The sequence below is a fragment of the Dokdonella sp. genome (genome assembly GCF_035511235.1).
GTDB lineage: Bacteria > Pseudomonadota > Gammaproteobacteria > Xanthomonadales > Rhodanobacteraceae > Dokdonella.
This window is the reverse complement of sequence record NZ_DATKFQ010000038.1, coordinates 107,568-121,113: the sequence shown is the minus strand read 5'-3', so window position 1 is coordinate 121,113 and position 13,546 is coordinate 107,568. Positions and strand designations below refer to the sequence as shown.

Annotated in this window: 10 protein-coding genes; 4 read left to right on the top strand and 6 right to left on the bottom strand. The window is 71.5% G+C overall.

Annotated features, from left to right (window positions below):
- Positions 1–24 precede the first annotated feature (24 nt).
- Together VMR06_RS16765 and VMR06_RS16760 are read right to left on the bottom strand one after the other, a co-directional pair.
- On the bottom strand, positions 25–1,089 hold the full coding sequence (locus VMR06_RS16765; protein ID WP_325378438.1) for a class III poly(R)-hydroxyalkanoic acid synthase subunit PhaC: 1,065 nt from the start codon (positions 1,087–1,089) through the stop codon (positions 25–27).
- Between the two features lie 9 nt (positions 1,090–1,098).
- Positions 1,099–2,283 (bottom strand): poly(R)-hydroxyalkanoic acid synthase subunit PhaE, encoded by a 1,185-nt coding sequence (locus tag VMR06_RS16760; RefSeq protein WP_325378436.1) that lies wholly within the window; start codon positions 2,281–2,283, stop codon positions 1,099–1,101.
- Between the two features lie 318 nt (positions 2,284–2,601).
- On the opposite strand from VMR06_RS16760, the gene VMR06_RS16755 reads away from it, so the two are divergent.
- On the top strand, positions 2,602–4,572 hold the full coding sequence (locus VMR06_RS16755) for a sigma-54-dependent Fis family transcriptional regulator (protein ID WP_325378434.1): 1,971 nt from the start codon (positions 2,602–2,604) through the stop codon (positions 4,570–4,572).
- Between the two features lie 107 nt (positions 4,573–4,679).
- Here VMR06_RS16755 and VMR06_RS16750 read toward each other — a convergent pair whose 3' ends face one another.
- From VMR06_RS16750 to dnaX, 4 genes are read right to left on the bottom strand one after another with little or no spacing between them, the layout of a single operon-like run.
- Complete coding sequence (locus VMR06_RS16750; RefSeq protein ID WP_325378432.1) at positions 4,680–5,024, bottom strand: histidine triad nucleotide-binding protein; 345 nt, start codon at positions 5,022–5,024, stop codon at positions 4,680–4,682.
- A gap of 8 nt (positions 5,025–5,032) precedes the next feature.
- Positions 5,033–5,641 carry a recombination mediator RecR gene (recR, locus tag VMR06_RS16745; RefSeq protein ID WP_325378430.1) on the bottom strand — a complete coding sequence of 203 codons (609 nt, stop codon included), beginning with the start codon at positions 5,639–5,641 and terminating at the stop codon, positions 5,033–5,035.
- Positions 5,641–5,964 (bottom strand): YbaB/EbfC family nucleoid-associated protein, encoded by a 324-nt coding sequence (locus VMR06_RS16740; RefSeq protein ID WP_325378428.1) that lies wholly within the window; start codon positions 5,962–5,964, stop codon positions 5,641–5,643. Before VMR06_RS16740 ends, recR begins: the two co-directional genes overlap by 1 nt.
- 22 nt (positions 5,965–5,986) lie before the next feature.
- Positions 5,987–7,714, bottom strand: a complete 1,728-nt coding sequence (gene dnaX, locus VMR06_RS16735; protein WP_325378426.1) for a DNA polymerase III subunit gamma/tau — start codon at positions 7,712–7,714, stop codon at positions 5,987–5,989.
- 206 nt (positions 7,715–7,920) lie between these two features.
- On the opposite strand from dnaX, the gene VMR06_RS16730 reads away from it, so the two are divergent.
- From VMR06_RS16730 to VMR06_RS16720, 3 genes are all read left to right on the top strand, one after another.
- Positions 7,921–10,788, top strand: coding sequence for a reprolysin-like metallopeptidase (locus VMR06_RS16730; RefSeq protein WP_325378424.1), 2,868 nt, complete (start codon positions 7,921–7,923; stop codon positions 10,786–10,788).
- A 172-nt stretch (positions 10,789–10,960) separates the two neighbouring features.
- Positions 10,961–12,157: a PQQ-dependent sugar dehydrogenase gene (locus VMR06_RS16725; protein WP_325378422.1), complete on the top strand. Its 1,197-nt coding sequence runs from the start codon at positions 10,961–10,963 to the stop codon at positions 12,155–12,157.
- A 49-nt stretch (positions 12,158–12,206) separates the two neighbouring features.
- On the top strand, positions 12,207–13,442 hold the full coding sequence (locus VMR06_RS16720) for a TIGR03862 family flavoprotein (protein ID WP_325378420.1): 1,236 nt from the start codon (positions 12,207–12,209) through the stop codon (positions 13,440–13,442).
- The last annotated feature ends 104 nt before the right edge of the window (positions 13,443–13,546 follow it).

Genomic DNA, 13,546 nt, shown 5'->3' with positions numbered 1-13,546 from the left:
CGCGCCGCGGCAGCGGCGCGTCGGTCAGGGTCGTGCCGCGAGCCAGTCGTGGATCGTCGGCGGCACCTCGCGCTGCGCGCGGCCGGACACGTAGATGCCGATGTGGCCGCCCTTGAACGCGAGCTGCGTGTAGTCCTCGCTGCCGGTCGCGCCGTCGAGCGCGCGCGAGGCGGCCGGCGGCACCAGATGGTCCTGCTCGGCGAAGATGTTGAGGATCGGGTGATCGATCATGCGCAGGTCCACCGGGCGGCCGCCGATCGTCAGGCCGCCGCGCAGCAGCTTGTTGCCTTGGAAGAAGTCGCGGATGAATTCGCGGAACGCCTCGCCGGCCTGGTCGGGCGAGTCGAAGATCCACTTCTCCATGCGCAGGAAGTTCTCGAGCTCGGTCTTGTCGTCGAGGATGTCGACCAGTCCCACGTACTTCTGCTGGAACAGCCGCACCGGCTTGAGCGTCAGGTAGCACCAGTTCATGAGGTCGGCCGGCACGTTGCCGAGCGTATCGACGAACAGGTCGACATCGAGCTGGCGCGTCCAGTGCGAGAGCAGGTTGTCGGGCGTGTGGAAGTCGACCGGCGTCACCATCGTGATCAGGTTGCGCACCTTCTCCGGATGCAGCGCCGCGTAGCACAGCGAGAACGCGCCGCCCTGGCAGATGCCGAGCAGATTGACGCGATCCACGCCGGCGTGCGCGGCGACCGCATCGACGCTGCGGTCGATGTAGCCGTTGATGTAGTCGTCGAGATCGAGCCAGCGGTCGGCGCCGTCCGGATAGCCCCAGTCGATCAGGTAGACGTCCTCGCCGAGCGCGAGCAGGTTGCGCACCAGCGAACGGTCGTCCTGCAGGTCGACCATGTACGGCCGGTTGACCAGCGCGTAGACGATCAGGATCGGCCGCTTCGCGGTCGGCTTGCGGTCGCCCTTGAAGCGGTAGACCACGAGCTTGTCCTCGCGGTAGACCGCTTCCTTGTCGGTCACGCCGAAGTCGACGTCGTCGACCTCGCGCAGCGTGCGGAATCCTTCTGCGAGCTTGCGCTGCAGGTTCAGCGCTTCGTCCAGCGCCTTGGCCGGGTCGATCTTGATCGGTTCCATGGCGGGTCCTCAGCGCTTCTTGTCGGTGGGGCGGGCGGCCTTGCGTGCACGCGGCGCGGCTGGCTGCGCGGTCCGCGCGAACTGCGCGACGCGCGCCTCGAAACCGCCGGCGGCCTTCTTGGCCGGGCGGCGCGGCTTGGGCGCAGAGGCCTTCTTGGCGCCGCGCGCGCGCGGTGCCGGTGACGCGCGTTCGGTCTTGGCCGTCTTGGCGCGCGCAGGCGCAGGCACCGCGCCGCCAGCCTTCAATGCAGCGACCTCGGCGCGCAGCGACTCGACCTCGGCGGCGAGGCTGCGGCCGCCGGCATCGCGGCTGCCGCGCAGCTCGCGGCGCAGCTCCTGCAGGCGGCGGCCGATGCTGTCGACCTCGCTGCGGGTCGGAATGCCGAGGTCCACGCTGATCCGCTCGACGTCCTCGCGCAGCAGCGAACGCAGCCGCATCTGCGCATTGACGAGAGCGCCGTAGGCCTCGCGGAATTCCATCGACGCTGCGACCTCGGCATAGCCTTCCTCGGCCGCGTCGACCCACAGGTCGTACAGCGCGCGCAGCGACTCGACCGGCCGCTCGCTGGCGGCGCGTTCGGCGAGCTTGTCCTGGAAGCGCACCGCGCCGAGCTGGCCGGCGCGCATCATCAGCGCGTCGTAGCGGCGCGTCTGAGTCTGGTAGTCGATCAGCGCCTGGGCGACGCGCTGCTGGTGTTCCTGGCGCTCGCGCAGGAAGCCGAACGCCGGCCGGTCGAATGCCGCACGCGCCTCGGCGCTGAGCGTGCCGAACACCGGCGCGAGGCCGGCCGCGAGCTGCTCGAAGCCGCGCGCGCCGTCGGCGCCGAGCTTGCGCAGCGCCTCGGCGATGCCGCCCTCGCCGAGCGCGCCGCCGGTCGCGTCGAAGCCGGCGTGCATGAACCGGCCGAGCTGGGCGGCGATCGCCTCCGGCCCGGCACCGCCGGCCGCGAGCAGGGCCTGGGTCTGTTCGAGATAAGCCTTGACCGCGCCGAGCAGGCGCTCGCCGAGCGCGCCCTGCGCACCGGCATCGCCGAACAGCTGCGACCACGTCGCCAGGCCCTGCTGCCACGGCGGCGCACCGGCCGGCGCGGCGCTCGCCGCGGCCTGCTGCCACTGCTGCACGGCGTCCCAGTACTGCCGCGACAAGGTTTCCCACTCCCGGCTCCCGGCGGGCCCGGCGCTGCGATCGACCATCGGCTGACTCCTGCGCGCTTGCGCGTCCGATCGGCCGGATGCCGAGGAACGCAAGGCTAGTCTGGACGGGCGATGCTACGCCGAGGCGACGGCCGCTGGCAAAGCGCGACGGCGGCGAACGCACCATGGGCCGCCGTCCTGTGCAGATGCGTCATCGCGCCTGCCGCGTCTGCGGCGCGACGATGCGGCAAAAACGCGCTGGATCGCTTCGACGATGGTCGATTTTGCTGCACTGCGGTTTGCACAATGAATGCCAAAGAACGACCCTTGCGGCGTTATGCCGCTTCGCAGCGGCGATCTTCATCCGGGAGCCAAGCCATGGGTGTTTCCGCCCTCACCGCGAGCCACGCGTCGCGCGTGCTCAGTCTGGTCAACGGCAAGACCAAACCGTCCAGCCAGATTGCCGCGCACGTCAGCAGTTCGTGGGAGCGCTGCCTGACCCAGTACGGGATCGAACCGACCCGCTCGCGCGAGACCGTCGTGCTCGAAGCCCATCAGCTGCGCGAGCGCCAGCAGAGCTTCGGCGACCTGCTCGGCGTGGCCCGGGCCGAGATGGAAAGCCTCTACGACCAGATCGCCGGCTCCGGCTACGCGGTGATCCTGACCGATGCCGAAGGCGCGATCCTCAACACGATCACCGATCCGACGCTCAAGCGCGAGTTCCGCCATGCCGGCCTGTGGCACGGCGCACTGTGGGACGAGCGCCACGAAGGCACCAACGGCATGGGCACCTGCCTGGTCGAGCGGGCGCCGGTCACGGTCCATCGCGAAGAGCATTTCATGGGCTACAACATCGGCCTGTGCTGCTCGGCCGCGCCGATCTTCAACGCGCACGGCGAGGTGATGGCCGTGCTCGACACCTCCTCGGCCAGCTGCGGCGTCACCCGCCTGATCCACCGCCACACGATGGCGCTGGTCAACATGTCGGCGCGGCTGATCTCGCGCTGCCAGTTCCTGCGCGAGTTTCCTGAGGCCAACATCCTGCGCTTCCACGGCCGTCCCGAATTCGTCGGCCTGCTGCACGAGGCGCTGCTCGCGATCGATGCGGAGGGCACGATCCTGGCCGCCAACGACAGCGCGCTCGAGCAGCTCGGCCACAGCCATCGCAACGCGCTGGTCGGCCGCTCGGTCGAGTCGGTGTTCCAGTTCTCGACCGGCACGATGCAGCATCGCGCGCTGACCGAGCCCGGCACGATCTGGTCGATCCGCGACACCGAGAACGGCCGGCGCTACTTCGCCAAGGTCAGCGCGCCGCACCAGCCCTCGCGCACGGTCGCGCCGATCACCGCGCCGATCACGACGCCGGTCGCGCCGGTCACGCGGATCGAGCCGGTCGGCCGCCACGTCGGCACCGACTCGCGCATGCTGCACAACTTCCACTGCGCGCAGCAGCTGTTCGCGCGCCGCGTCTCGATCCTGCTGCAGGGCGCCACCGGCACCGGCAAGGAGGCGTTCGCCAAGGCGCTACACAAGGCCTCGCTGCGTGCCGACAAGCCGTTCGTCGCAGTCAACTGCGGCGCGATTCCCGAGTCGCTGATCGAGAGCGAGCTGTTCGGCTACACGCGCGGCGCGTTCACCGACGCCAACCGCGAAGGACGCCCCGGCAAGATCCTGCAGTCCAGCGGCGGCACGCTGTTCCTCGACGAGATCGGCGACATGCCGCTACCGCTGCAGACGCGCCTGCTGCGCGTGCTCGAGGAGCAGGAGATCGTGCCGCTCGGCGGCGACAGCCCGATCCCGGTCGATCTGCACGTGATCAGCGCCAGCCATCACGACGTGCGCCAGATGTGCGCGTCCGGCGACTTCCGCAGCGACCTGTACTACCGTCTCAACGGCACCACGCTGTATCTGCCGCTGCTGCGCGACCGCGAGGACAAGACCGAGCTGATCCAGTCACTGCTGGCCGAGGAATGCCGCGACCAGGAGCCGGTCAGCATTCGCCCCGACGCCTTGCGCGTGCTGCTCGAATACAGCTGGCCCGGCAACATCCGCCAGCTGCGCAACGTGCTGCGCACGGCCGCGGCGCTGTGCGACGAGCGCGTGATCCGGCCGTCGAACCTGCCGCAGGAACTGCTCGACGAGACCGCCGACAGCGCGCCGGCCGCGCTGGCGGCCCCCGACGACGGCGCCGCCGCGCGCGCGCCGCTCGACTCGGCCGAACGCGCCGCGCTGCTGCGCGAGCTCGAACGCATGCGCTGGAACATCACGCACACCGCCGACGCGCTCGGCATCAGCCGCAACACGCTGTATCGCAAGCTGCGCAAGCACGATATCCCGCTGCCGGACTGATCGGCAGCCACGCGATCCGGATCAGGCGCCCCGCCCGCCGCTGCGGCGGCCGGGCCTCGCGCCGGCACGCATCCGGCGCATGAGCCGCTCGCGCGGCGCCGCCGCGCTCAGCCCGGCGGCCAGCTCAGGCGGCGCCCGCCGAGCAGATGCAGATGCAGGTGGTAGACGCTCTGCCCGCCGTCGCCGTTGCAGTTGATGACGCAGCGGTAGCCGCTCTCGGCGAAGCCCTGCGCCTTGGCATAGGCCGTCGCCGCCAGCACCAGTCGCCCGATCAGCAGCGCGTCGTCCTCGCCCAGATCGTTCAACGTCGCCACCGGCTTGCGCGGGATGAACAGCACGTGCTGCGGCGCCTGCGGATTGATGTCGCGGAACGCGAGCACGTCCTCGTCCTCGTAGACGATGTCGGCCGGAATCTCGCGGCGGATGATCTTGCTGAAGAGGGTGTCGCTCATCGGAGTCCTCAGGTGTCGGCCAGGGGCTGGCGGCTGCCGAACGCGTGGGCCAGCGTACCGCGATCGATGAATTCGAGCTCGCCGCCGAGCGGCACGCCATGCGCGAGCCGCGTCGCGCGGATGCCGGCCGCGGCCGCGAGCTGCGCGAGCAGATGCGCGGTCGCCTCGCCCTCGACCGTGGGATTGGTCGCGATGATCAGCTCCTGCACCTCGCCCTCGCCCAGGCGCGCGGCGAGCAGATCCAGGCCGAGCTCGCGCGGGCCCAGGCCGTCCAGCGGCGAGAGCCGGCCAAGCAGCACGAAATAGCGGCCGCGATAGCCGGTCGCCTGCTCGATCGCGACCTGGTCGACCGGCGTCTCGACGATGCACAGCAGCTGCGCATCGCGCGCCTGCGACGCGCACAGCGCGCAGACCGGCGTCTCGCTGAAGGTGCGGCAGCGCGAGCAGTTGCCGATCCGCTCGACCGCGGCGCTCAGGCGCTCGGACAGCCGCCGCGCGCCGGGACGGTCGCGCTCGAGCAGGTGAAACGCCATGCGCTGCGCGGTCTTGGCGCCGACGCCGGGCAGGCAGCGCAGCGCGTCGATCAGCTCGGCCAGCAGCGGCGATCCGGTCGACATCAGAACGGCAGCTTGAACCCGGGCGGCAGGTTCATGCCGGCGCCCAGGCCGCTCATGCGCTGCTGGGTCAGCTCGGCGACCTTGTTGACGGCGTCGTTGAACGCCGCGGCGATCAGGTCCTCGGCCATTTCCGGATCGTCGGCGAAGGCCTTGCGGTCGACGTCGACGCGGCGCACCTCGTGGCGGCCGGTCATGACGACGGTCGCCAGGCCGCCGCCGGCCTGTCCGGTGACCTCGAGCGTCGCCAGTTCGTCCTGTGCGCGCTTGAGCTCTTCCTGCATGCGCTGGGCCTGCTGCATCAGGCCGGCTAGGGGTCCACGCATCGTCGGTCTCCTCGTAGATGGATCAGCTGCCGGACGGACGGATGCTGCTGGGCACCAGCCGTCCGGAGAAATGCTCGATCAGCGACTGCACCTGCGGATCGCTGCGCAGCGCATCCTCGGTTTCGCGCAGCCGCGCCGCTTCGAGGCGCGCGCGGCGTGCCGCCGGGCTCTCCGCGTCGCCGCCCTGCGTCTCGAAGCGCACCCGGACCGGCCGGCCGAGCGCGCCGGACAGGCGGTCCTCGAGCATCTCGACCAGGGATCCGACGGCCAGATGCTCGTGCTCGGCGCGCAAGCCCAGGCGCACCATGCCCTCCTCGATGCCGAGCAGCACCGAGTGCTGCGCGAGCTGGCCGAGCGGGCCGCCGAGCCGGGCGCGCTCGATCAGCGCCTCCCAGGACTCGACCGGTGCGCCGGCGGATGGAGCGAAAGGCTTCATCGCGGGCGCCTCGACCGGCGCCGCTGCGCTCGGCGATGCCGGCGCTGGCGTTGGCGTTGGCGTCGGTGCCGGTGGCTGCCCGGCACGCACCGGCTCGGCCACGGCCGCGGCCGGCCGCGATGCGGCCTCGAACGCAGCGGCGGCCGGCTTCGGCGCCGAGGCGCTGCGCTGCGGCGACGGCGACCCGGCCGGTGCCGGTGCCGCGGACGTCGTGCGCACCGGACCACCGCCGCGCTCGGCCGCGGCCGGCGCGAACGCGAGCATGCGCAGCAGGCACATCTCGAAACCGGTCCGCGGCGTCGGCGCGATCGGCAGATCGCGGCGGCCGCCGATCGCCATCTGGTACCACAGCTGCACGTCCTGCGGATCGAGCCGGTCGGCCAGCGCGGCGGCCGCGGCATCGTCGTCGCCGGCATCGGGCACCAGCTGGCGCAGCTGGATCCGGTGCAGCAGCGCGGCCACCTCGTCGAGCACCTGGCCGAAATCCGGCGCGAACTCGGCGATGCGCCGGATCTCGGCGAGCAGGCCGGCGCCGTCGCCGTCGGCGATCGCCTCGATCAGCACGCGCACGCGGCCGCGCTCGACCGTGCCGAGCATCGCGTGGACGTCGGCCGCGTGCACCGCGCCGCCGCCGTGCGCGATCGCCTGGTCGAGCAGCGACAGGCCGTCGCGCAGCGAACCGTCGGCCGCGCGCGCGAGCGCGTCGATCGCCTCGCCGTCGCCGTCGATCGTCTCGGCGGTCAGGATGTGGCGGATCTGGCCGCCGATCTGCTCGGGCGTCAGCCGCTTCAGATTGAACTTGATGCAGCGCGAGAGCACCGTCACCGGCAGCTTCTGCGGGTCGGTCGTCGCCAGCAGGAACTTGACGTGGCCGGGCGGCTCCTCGAGCGTCTTGAGCAACGCGTTGAACGCCGACTTGGACAGCATGTGCACCTCGTCGATGAGGTACACCTTGTAGCGGCCGCGCGTCGGCGAGTACTGCGCGTTGTCGATCAGCTCGCGCACGTTGTCGATGCCGGTGTTGCTGGCGGCATCGATCTCGAGCAGGTCGACGAAGCGTCCGGCGTCGACCTCGCTGCACACGCCGCACACGCCGCAGGGCTCGGCCGACTGGCCGCGCTCGCAATTGAGCGACTTGGCGAAGATGCGCGCGATCGTGGTCTTGCCGACGCCGCGGGTGCCGGTGAACAGGAACGCATGATGGATGCGGTCGCGGTCCAGCGCGTGCGTGAGCGCCCGCACCACGTGCTCCTGGCCGACCAGTTCGGAAAAGCGGCGGGGCCGCCACTTGCGGGCGAGGGCTTGATACGACATCGGGGGGTCCGCGAAGGGGAGCGCGATTGTGCCACTGCGGCCGGCCGCGGGACAAAGGCGCGATTTCGTTCAGTCTCCTGGCACTTTATGCGCTGCCCCGCATATGAGAGCCTTCGTAGTTCGGAAGGGCCCGGATCGCGCTTCCGAGCGCGCCGTCCGTGCCGAGCGCCCGGACAGGCCTTCTTCTTTCGTCTACGGGGACCACCATGCATTTCGATCAATCCAAGAAGGCGATCTTCGCCTGGCTGGCGTTGCTGCTGTTCGCGATCGGCAGCGCGCACGCCGCCGATACGCGTACCTACTGGCAGGACGCGCAAGCCCGGCCGCTCGCCGCCGAGGCGCCGCAGCCGGCCGCCTACCGCGCGCTGCAGCTCGACGTCGCCGGCCTCAAGGCGGCGCTGGCGGCCTCCGATGCATCGCTGTCGCTGCCGCATCCGGACGGCGGCTTCGCCGACTTCACGCTGACCGACTCGGGCACGCTGCCGGCCGAGCTGGCCGCGCGCTACCCGCAGATCCGCAGCTACGTCGGTGTCGACGGCCGCGGCAACCGCGCGCGCATCGACGTCTCGCCGCTCGGCGTCAACGTCATGGTGTTCGAGCGCAGCAGCGGCAACGGCATCTGGGTGATCCGTCCGGACGTCCCCGGCGACGGCAGCGGCTACCTCAGCTTCTACCGCAAGGAACTGGCCGTGCCCGACGGCATGTTCAGCTGCGGCGTGCACAGCGAGATCGACCCGTCGGGCCAGAATCTGATCGATGCGCCGGCCACGCAGACCGGCGTCGTGCGGCGCACCTATCGCGCTGCCGTGGCCGCCAACCGCCAGTACACCAACGCCGTCGGCGGCGGCACGGTCGCCGGCGGCTTGGCCGCGGTGGTGGTCGCGATGAACCGCGTCAACGAGGTCTACGAGAACGATTTCTCGGTGCACATGACGCTGATCCCGAACAACGACCAGATCATCTACACCGACGCCAATCCGGGTCCGTACAGCAACAGCTCCAGTGCGATCAACCAGAACCAGACCAATCTGGACAGCGTGATCGGCAGCGCCAACTACGACATCGGCCACGTCTTCACGACCGGCAGCGGCGGCGTCGCCGGCCTCGGCGTGGTCTGCCGCGCCAACCAGAAGGCGCGCGGCACGACCGGCCTGGGCAGTCCGCTCGGCGACGTGTTCTACATCGACTACGTCGCGCACGAGATGGGTCACCAGTTCGGCGGCAACCACACCTTCAATGCGACCACCAGCAGCTGCGGCGGCGGCAACCGCGCGGCGTCGGCCGCCTACGAGCCGGGCAGCGGCTCGACGATCCAGGCCTACGCCGGCATCTGCGGCTCGCAGAACCTGCAGTCCAACTCCGATGCGTACTTCCACGCCGAGAGCCTGCGCGAGATGGGCAACTACATCAGCACCGGCGCCGGCGCCGGCTGCGCGGTGACCGCGGCCAATCCGAACACGCCGCCGATCGTGACCACGCATGCCGCGCGCACGATTCCGGCCAATACGCCGTTCGAGCTGACCGGCGCGGCCAGCGGTGGCGGCAGCGGCCTGACCTACACCTGGGAGCAGTACGACCGCGGCGCGGCCAACAACGACTTCAACGTCGATCCGGGCACGGGCCCGATCATCCGCTCGCTGCTGCCGACGACCAGCCCGAACCGCACCGTGCCGCGGATCGACCAGCTGCTGGCCGGCACCCATCTGCGCGGCGAGATCCTGCCGACCACCAACCGCACGCTGACGTTCCGGCTGACCGTGCGCGACAACGCGACCGGCGGCGGCATCACCGAGAGCGCCGACGTCGCGCACACGGTCGTCAACAGTGCCGGTCCGTTCACGGTCACCGGCCCGGCCGGCGGCACGACCTGGAACTACCTGGACGGCGCCGGCACCGGCAGCGTGAGCTGGAACGTCGCCAATACCGACGTGGCGCCGGTCTCGTGCGCCGCGGTCGACGTCAAGCTCTCGCGCGACAGCGGCCTGACCTATCCGGTGACGGTCGCCACCGGCCTGCCGAACACCGGCAGCGCCACGGTGCCGGTGCCCAACGAGATCACCACGCAGGCCCGCGTGCGCGTGCAGTGCGCGGACAACATCTTCTTCAACGTCTCGCCGGGCGATTTCACGATCGCCGGCGGCAGCGACGTGCTGTTCGCCGACGGCTTCGACGGCGCGGGCGGCCCGGTCGCGCCGACGCTGGCCAAGGCCTTCGCTCCGGACACGATCACCGCCGGCGCGACCAGCACGCTGACGATCACGCTCGGCAACGGCAACGCCACGGCGGCGACGCTGAGCGCGGCGCTGACCGACACCTTCCCGGCCGGCCTGGTCGTCGCGGCGACGCCGGCGGCATCGACCACCTGCAGCGGCACGCTGAGCGCGGTGGCCGGCGCCGGCTCGATCAGCCTCGGCAGCGGTGCGGTGATTCCGGCCTCGGGCAGCTGCCAGGTCCAGGTCGACGTCAGCGCGGCCACGGCCGGCAGCTACCTCAACACGCTGGCCGCCGGCGCGCTGCAGACCGACCTCGGCGCCAGTGCCGAGGCGGCGAGCGCGACGCTGACGGTGACCGAAGGCACCGGTGCCTGCCCGGCCCAGCTGATCGAGGACACCAGCTTCGAGGCGACGACCAGCGATGGCGGTGCCAATCCGTTCTGGAACTCGACCACGACGCAGGGCGACTCCACGTTCTGGAGCACCGGCGGCGGCGCCACCGTGCGCACCGGCAGCTGGGCCGCGTGGTTCGGCGGCTACGGCACCGTGACGACCGAGACGCACGAGTTCTCGCAGACCGTGACGATCCCGGATGCCGGCGGCGCCACGCTGAAGTACTGGCGCAACATCGGCCGTACCGGCGCGAACACCAACACCGTCAGCTTCAGCGTCGACGGCACCGTGCTGCGCACCGAGAACCTCAACACGCTCGGCGTGTCGGGCTGGACCGAGCAGAGCCTGGACCTGTCGTCGTTCGCCGACGGTCAGCCGCATCTGATCAAGGTCAGCTACACGCACAGCGGCGGCGGTCAGGACGCGAACTACTTCCTGGACGACATCACGCTCGACTGCAGTCCTTGACCCGGCGGGCCCGCGGGCCCTGACGATCCGCGGCGGCGGCCATCGGCCGCCGCCGCCCGAACCGAAGGCGGGGAACTCCCCGCCTTTTTCGTGCCCGAAACGTCCGTCCGTCGCGAGGCGGCCGCCGTGCTTCGTGCACAATCGCCACCGACCGTTCGAAAGGAGACGTCCGATGCGCATCGCGATCACCCTGGCCCTGCTCTCGCTCGCCGGCTGCGGCGCCCGCCCATCCGGCAATGCGCCCGCCGCCGCCGAATCCGCCACCGAGGCCGCCGGCGCGCCGCGTGCGGTCGCCGCGGCGGCGACCGAATCGATCGCCAGCGAACAGGGCCGCTTCGGTCTGACCGAACTGGTCACCGGTCTCTCGCATCCGTGGAGCCTGGCGTTTCTGCCGGACGGCCGCATGCTGGTGACCGAGCGCCCCGGACGTCTGCGCCTGATCGCCGACGGTGCCGTATCGGCGCCGATCGCCGGCGTGCCGGCGGTCTATACCGAAGGCCAGGGCGGCCTGCTCGACGTCGCGGTCTCGCCGAAGTTCGCCGAGGACGGCTGGATCTATCTCTCCTACGCCGAAGCCGAGGGCGGTCGCGCCGGCACGGCGGTCGCACGCGCCCGCCTGGACGGCCAGAGCCTGCGCGATCTGAGCGTGATCTACCGGCAGACGCCGAAGCTTTCGTCCGGCGCGCATTTCGGCTCGCGCCTCGTGTTCGACGACGCGGGTTTCCTGTTCGTGACCCAGGGCGATCACAACCAGCGGGCGATGGCGCAGGATCTCGACAAGCTGCAGGGCAAGCTGGTGCGCATCCGCCCCGACGGCAGCACGCCGGAGGACAATCCGTTCGTCGGCCGCCCCTATGCTCGCCCGGCGATCTGGTCCTACGGCCACCGCAACATGCAGGGCGCCGCCCTGCATCCGCTCACGCGCGCGCTATGGACCAGCGAGCACGGCCCGCGCGGCGGCGACGAGCTCAACATCCCCCGGCCCGGCAAGAACTACGGCTGGCCGCTGATCACCTACGGCATCAACTATTCGGGGCTGCCGATCCCCGAGGCACGCGGCGAGGCCGCCGACGGGCTCGAGCAGCCGCAGCACTACTGGAAGGTCTCGCCGGGCCTGAGCGGCATGGCGTTCCTGAGCGAACCCGGCTCGCCGTGGAACGGCAACCTGTTTCTCGGCGCGCTGGCTACGCGCGAGCTGATCCGCGTCGAGCTCGACGGCGACCGCGTCGTGCGCGACGAGCGCCTGCTCGGCGATCGCAAATGGCGCATCCGCGACGTGCGCCAGGGACCGGACCGCAAGCTGTATCTGCTGACCGACGAAGACGACGGCCGCCTGCTGCGCGTGGATCCGCCGGGCACCGCCTCGTGACCGTGACGCGAAGCGAGTGCGTTCGCTCGAGGCCGGCTCCGCGCCACGCATGAGTGGCGGTGTGGTGATCGTCGGCGGCGGTCCCGCCGGCCTGATGGCGGCCGAGACCGCAGCCGCGCGCGGCCTGCGCGTGGACGTCTACGAGCGCATGGGCTCGGTCGGACGCAAGTTCCTGCTGGCCGGCAAGGGCGGACTCAACCTGACCCACTCCGATCCGCGCGGCCGCTTCGACGCGCGCTACGGCGCGCGGCAGGCCGAGGTCGGCCGCTGGCTCGACGCATTCGACGCCGATGCGCTGCGCGCCTGGGCAACCGCACTCGGCGTGGAGACCTTCGTCGGCAGCTCCGGGCGCGTCTTTCCGAGCGACCTCAAGGCCGCGCCGCTGCTGCGCGCCTGGCTGCGCCGGCTGCGCGCCGGCGGCGTCGCGTTCCATGTCCACCATCGCTGGCTCGGCTGGAACGCCGACGGCGCGCTGCGCTTCGCGACGTCGGCCGGCGAGGTCGCCGTGTCAAGCGCGGCCACGGTGCTTGCGCTCGGCGGCGGCAGCTGGCCGGTGCTCGGCTCCGACGGCAGCTGGCTGCCGCTGCTGCGCGCGCGCGGCGTCGTCGCGGCCGATCTCGCGCCGGCCAACTGCGGCTTCGACGTCGGCTGGTCGGCGCATTTCGCCGAGCGCCACGCCGGCGCGCCGCTCAAGCCGGTCGCGGTGCTCTGGCACGACGACGACGGCGCCGAACAACGCCTGCAGGGCGAGTGCGTCGTCACCGCGAACGGCATCGAGGGCAGCCTGATCTACGCGATCTCGGCGACGTTGCGCGAGCGCTGGGCCGCGAGCGGCGAGGCGCGCATCGCGCTCGATCTGGCCCCGGGCCGCAGCGAGGAACGCCTCGCGCGCGATCTCGCGCGACCGCGCAACGCCCGCTCGCTCGCCGAGCAGCTGCGCCGGCAGGCCGGCATCGGCGGCGTCAAGGCCGGCCTGCTGCGCGAAGTCCTGGACGCAGCGGCGCTGGCCGATCCGCAGCGGCTCGCCGCGACGATCAAGCACCTGCCGCTGGTGCTGCGGCGGCCGCGCCCGCTCGCCGAGGCGATCAGCACGGCCGGCGGCGTGCGCTTCGATGCGCTGCGCGAAGACCTGATGCTGTCCGCCCTGCCCGGCACGTTCTGCGCCGGCGAGATGATCGACTGGGAAGCGCCGACCGGCGGCTATCTGCTGACCGCGAGCTTCGCGAGCGGCCGCATCGCCGGCGCGGGCGCCGCCGACTGGGTCCGCAGGAGCGATCGCGGCTGACGCGGTTGCGCGGCGCCGGCGCGGCGCTGCACGAGGTGCGACGCCGGACCCGCCCTGCCGCGACGGCACCGGGCGCCCAGGACGGCCACGTCAGATGCGCCGCG

Excerpts from the sequence above, each read along its gene's own strand:
- VMR06_RS16765 (WP_325378438.1), bottom strand. The coding sequence starts at position 1,089 with ATGGAACCGATCAAGATCGACCCGGCCAAGGCGCTGGACGAAGCGCTG.
- VMR06_RS16760 (WP_325378436.1), bottom strand. The coding sequence starts at position 2,283 with ATGGTCGATCGCAGCGCCGGGCCCGCCGGGAGCCGGGAGTGGGAAACC.
- VMR06_RS16755 (WP_325378434.1), top strand. The coding sequence starts at position 2,602 with ATGGGTGTTTCCGCCCTCACCGCGAGCCACGCGTCGCGCGTGCTCAGT.
- VMR06_RS16750 (WP_325378432.1), bottom strand. The coding sequence starts at position 5,024 with ATGAGCGACACCCTCTTCAGCAAGATCATCCGCCGCGAGATTCCGGCC.
- recR (WP_325378430.1), bottom strand. The coding sequence starts at position 5,641 with ATGTCGACCGGATCGCCGCTGCTGGCCGAGCTGATCGACGCGCTGCGC.
- VMR06_RS16740 (WP_325378428.1), bottom strand. The coding sequence starts at position 5,964 with ATGCGTGGACCCCTAGCCGGCCTGATGCAGCAGGCCCAGCGCATGCAG.
- dnaX (WP_325378426.1), bottom strand. The coding sequence starts at position 7,714 with ATGTCGTATCAAGCCCTCGCCCGCAAGTGGCGGCCCCGCCGCTTTTCC.
- VMR06_RS16730 (WP_325378424.1), top strand. The coding sequence starts at position 7,921 with ATGCATTTCGATCAATCCAAGAAGGCGATCTTCGCCTGGCTGGCGTTG.
- VMR06_RS16725 (WP_325378422.1), top strand. The coding sequence starts at position 10,961 with ATGCGCATCGCGATCACCCTGGCCCTGCTCTCGCTCGCCGGCTGCGGC.
- VMR06_RS16720 (WP_325378420.1), top strand. The coding sequence starts at position 12,207 with ATGAGTGGCGGTGTGGTGATCGTCGGCGGCGGTCCCGCCGGCCTGATG.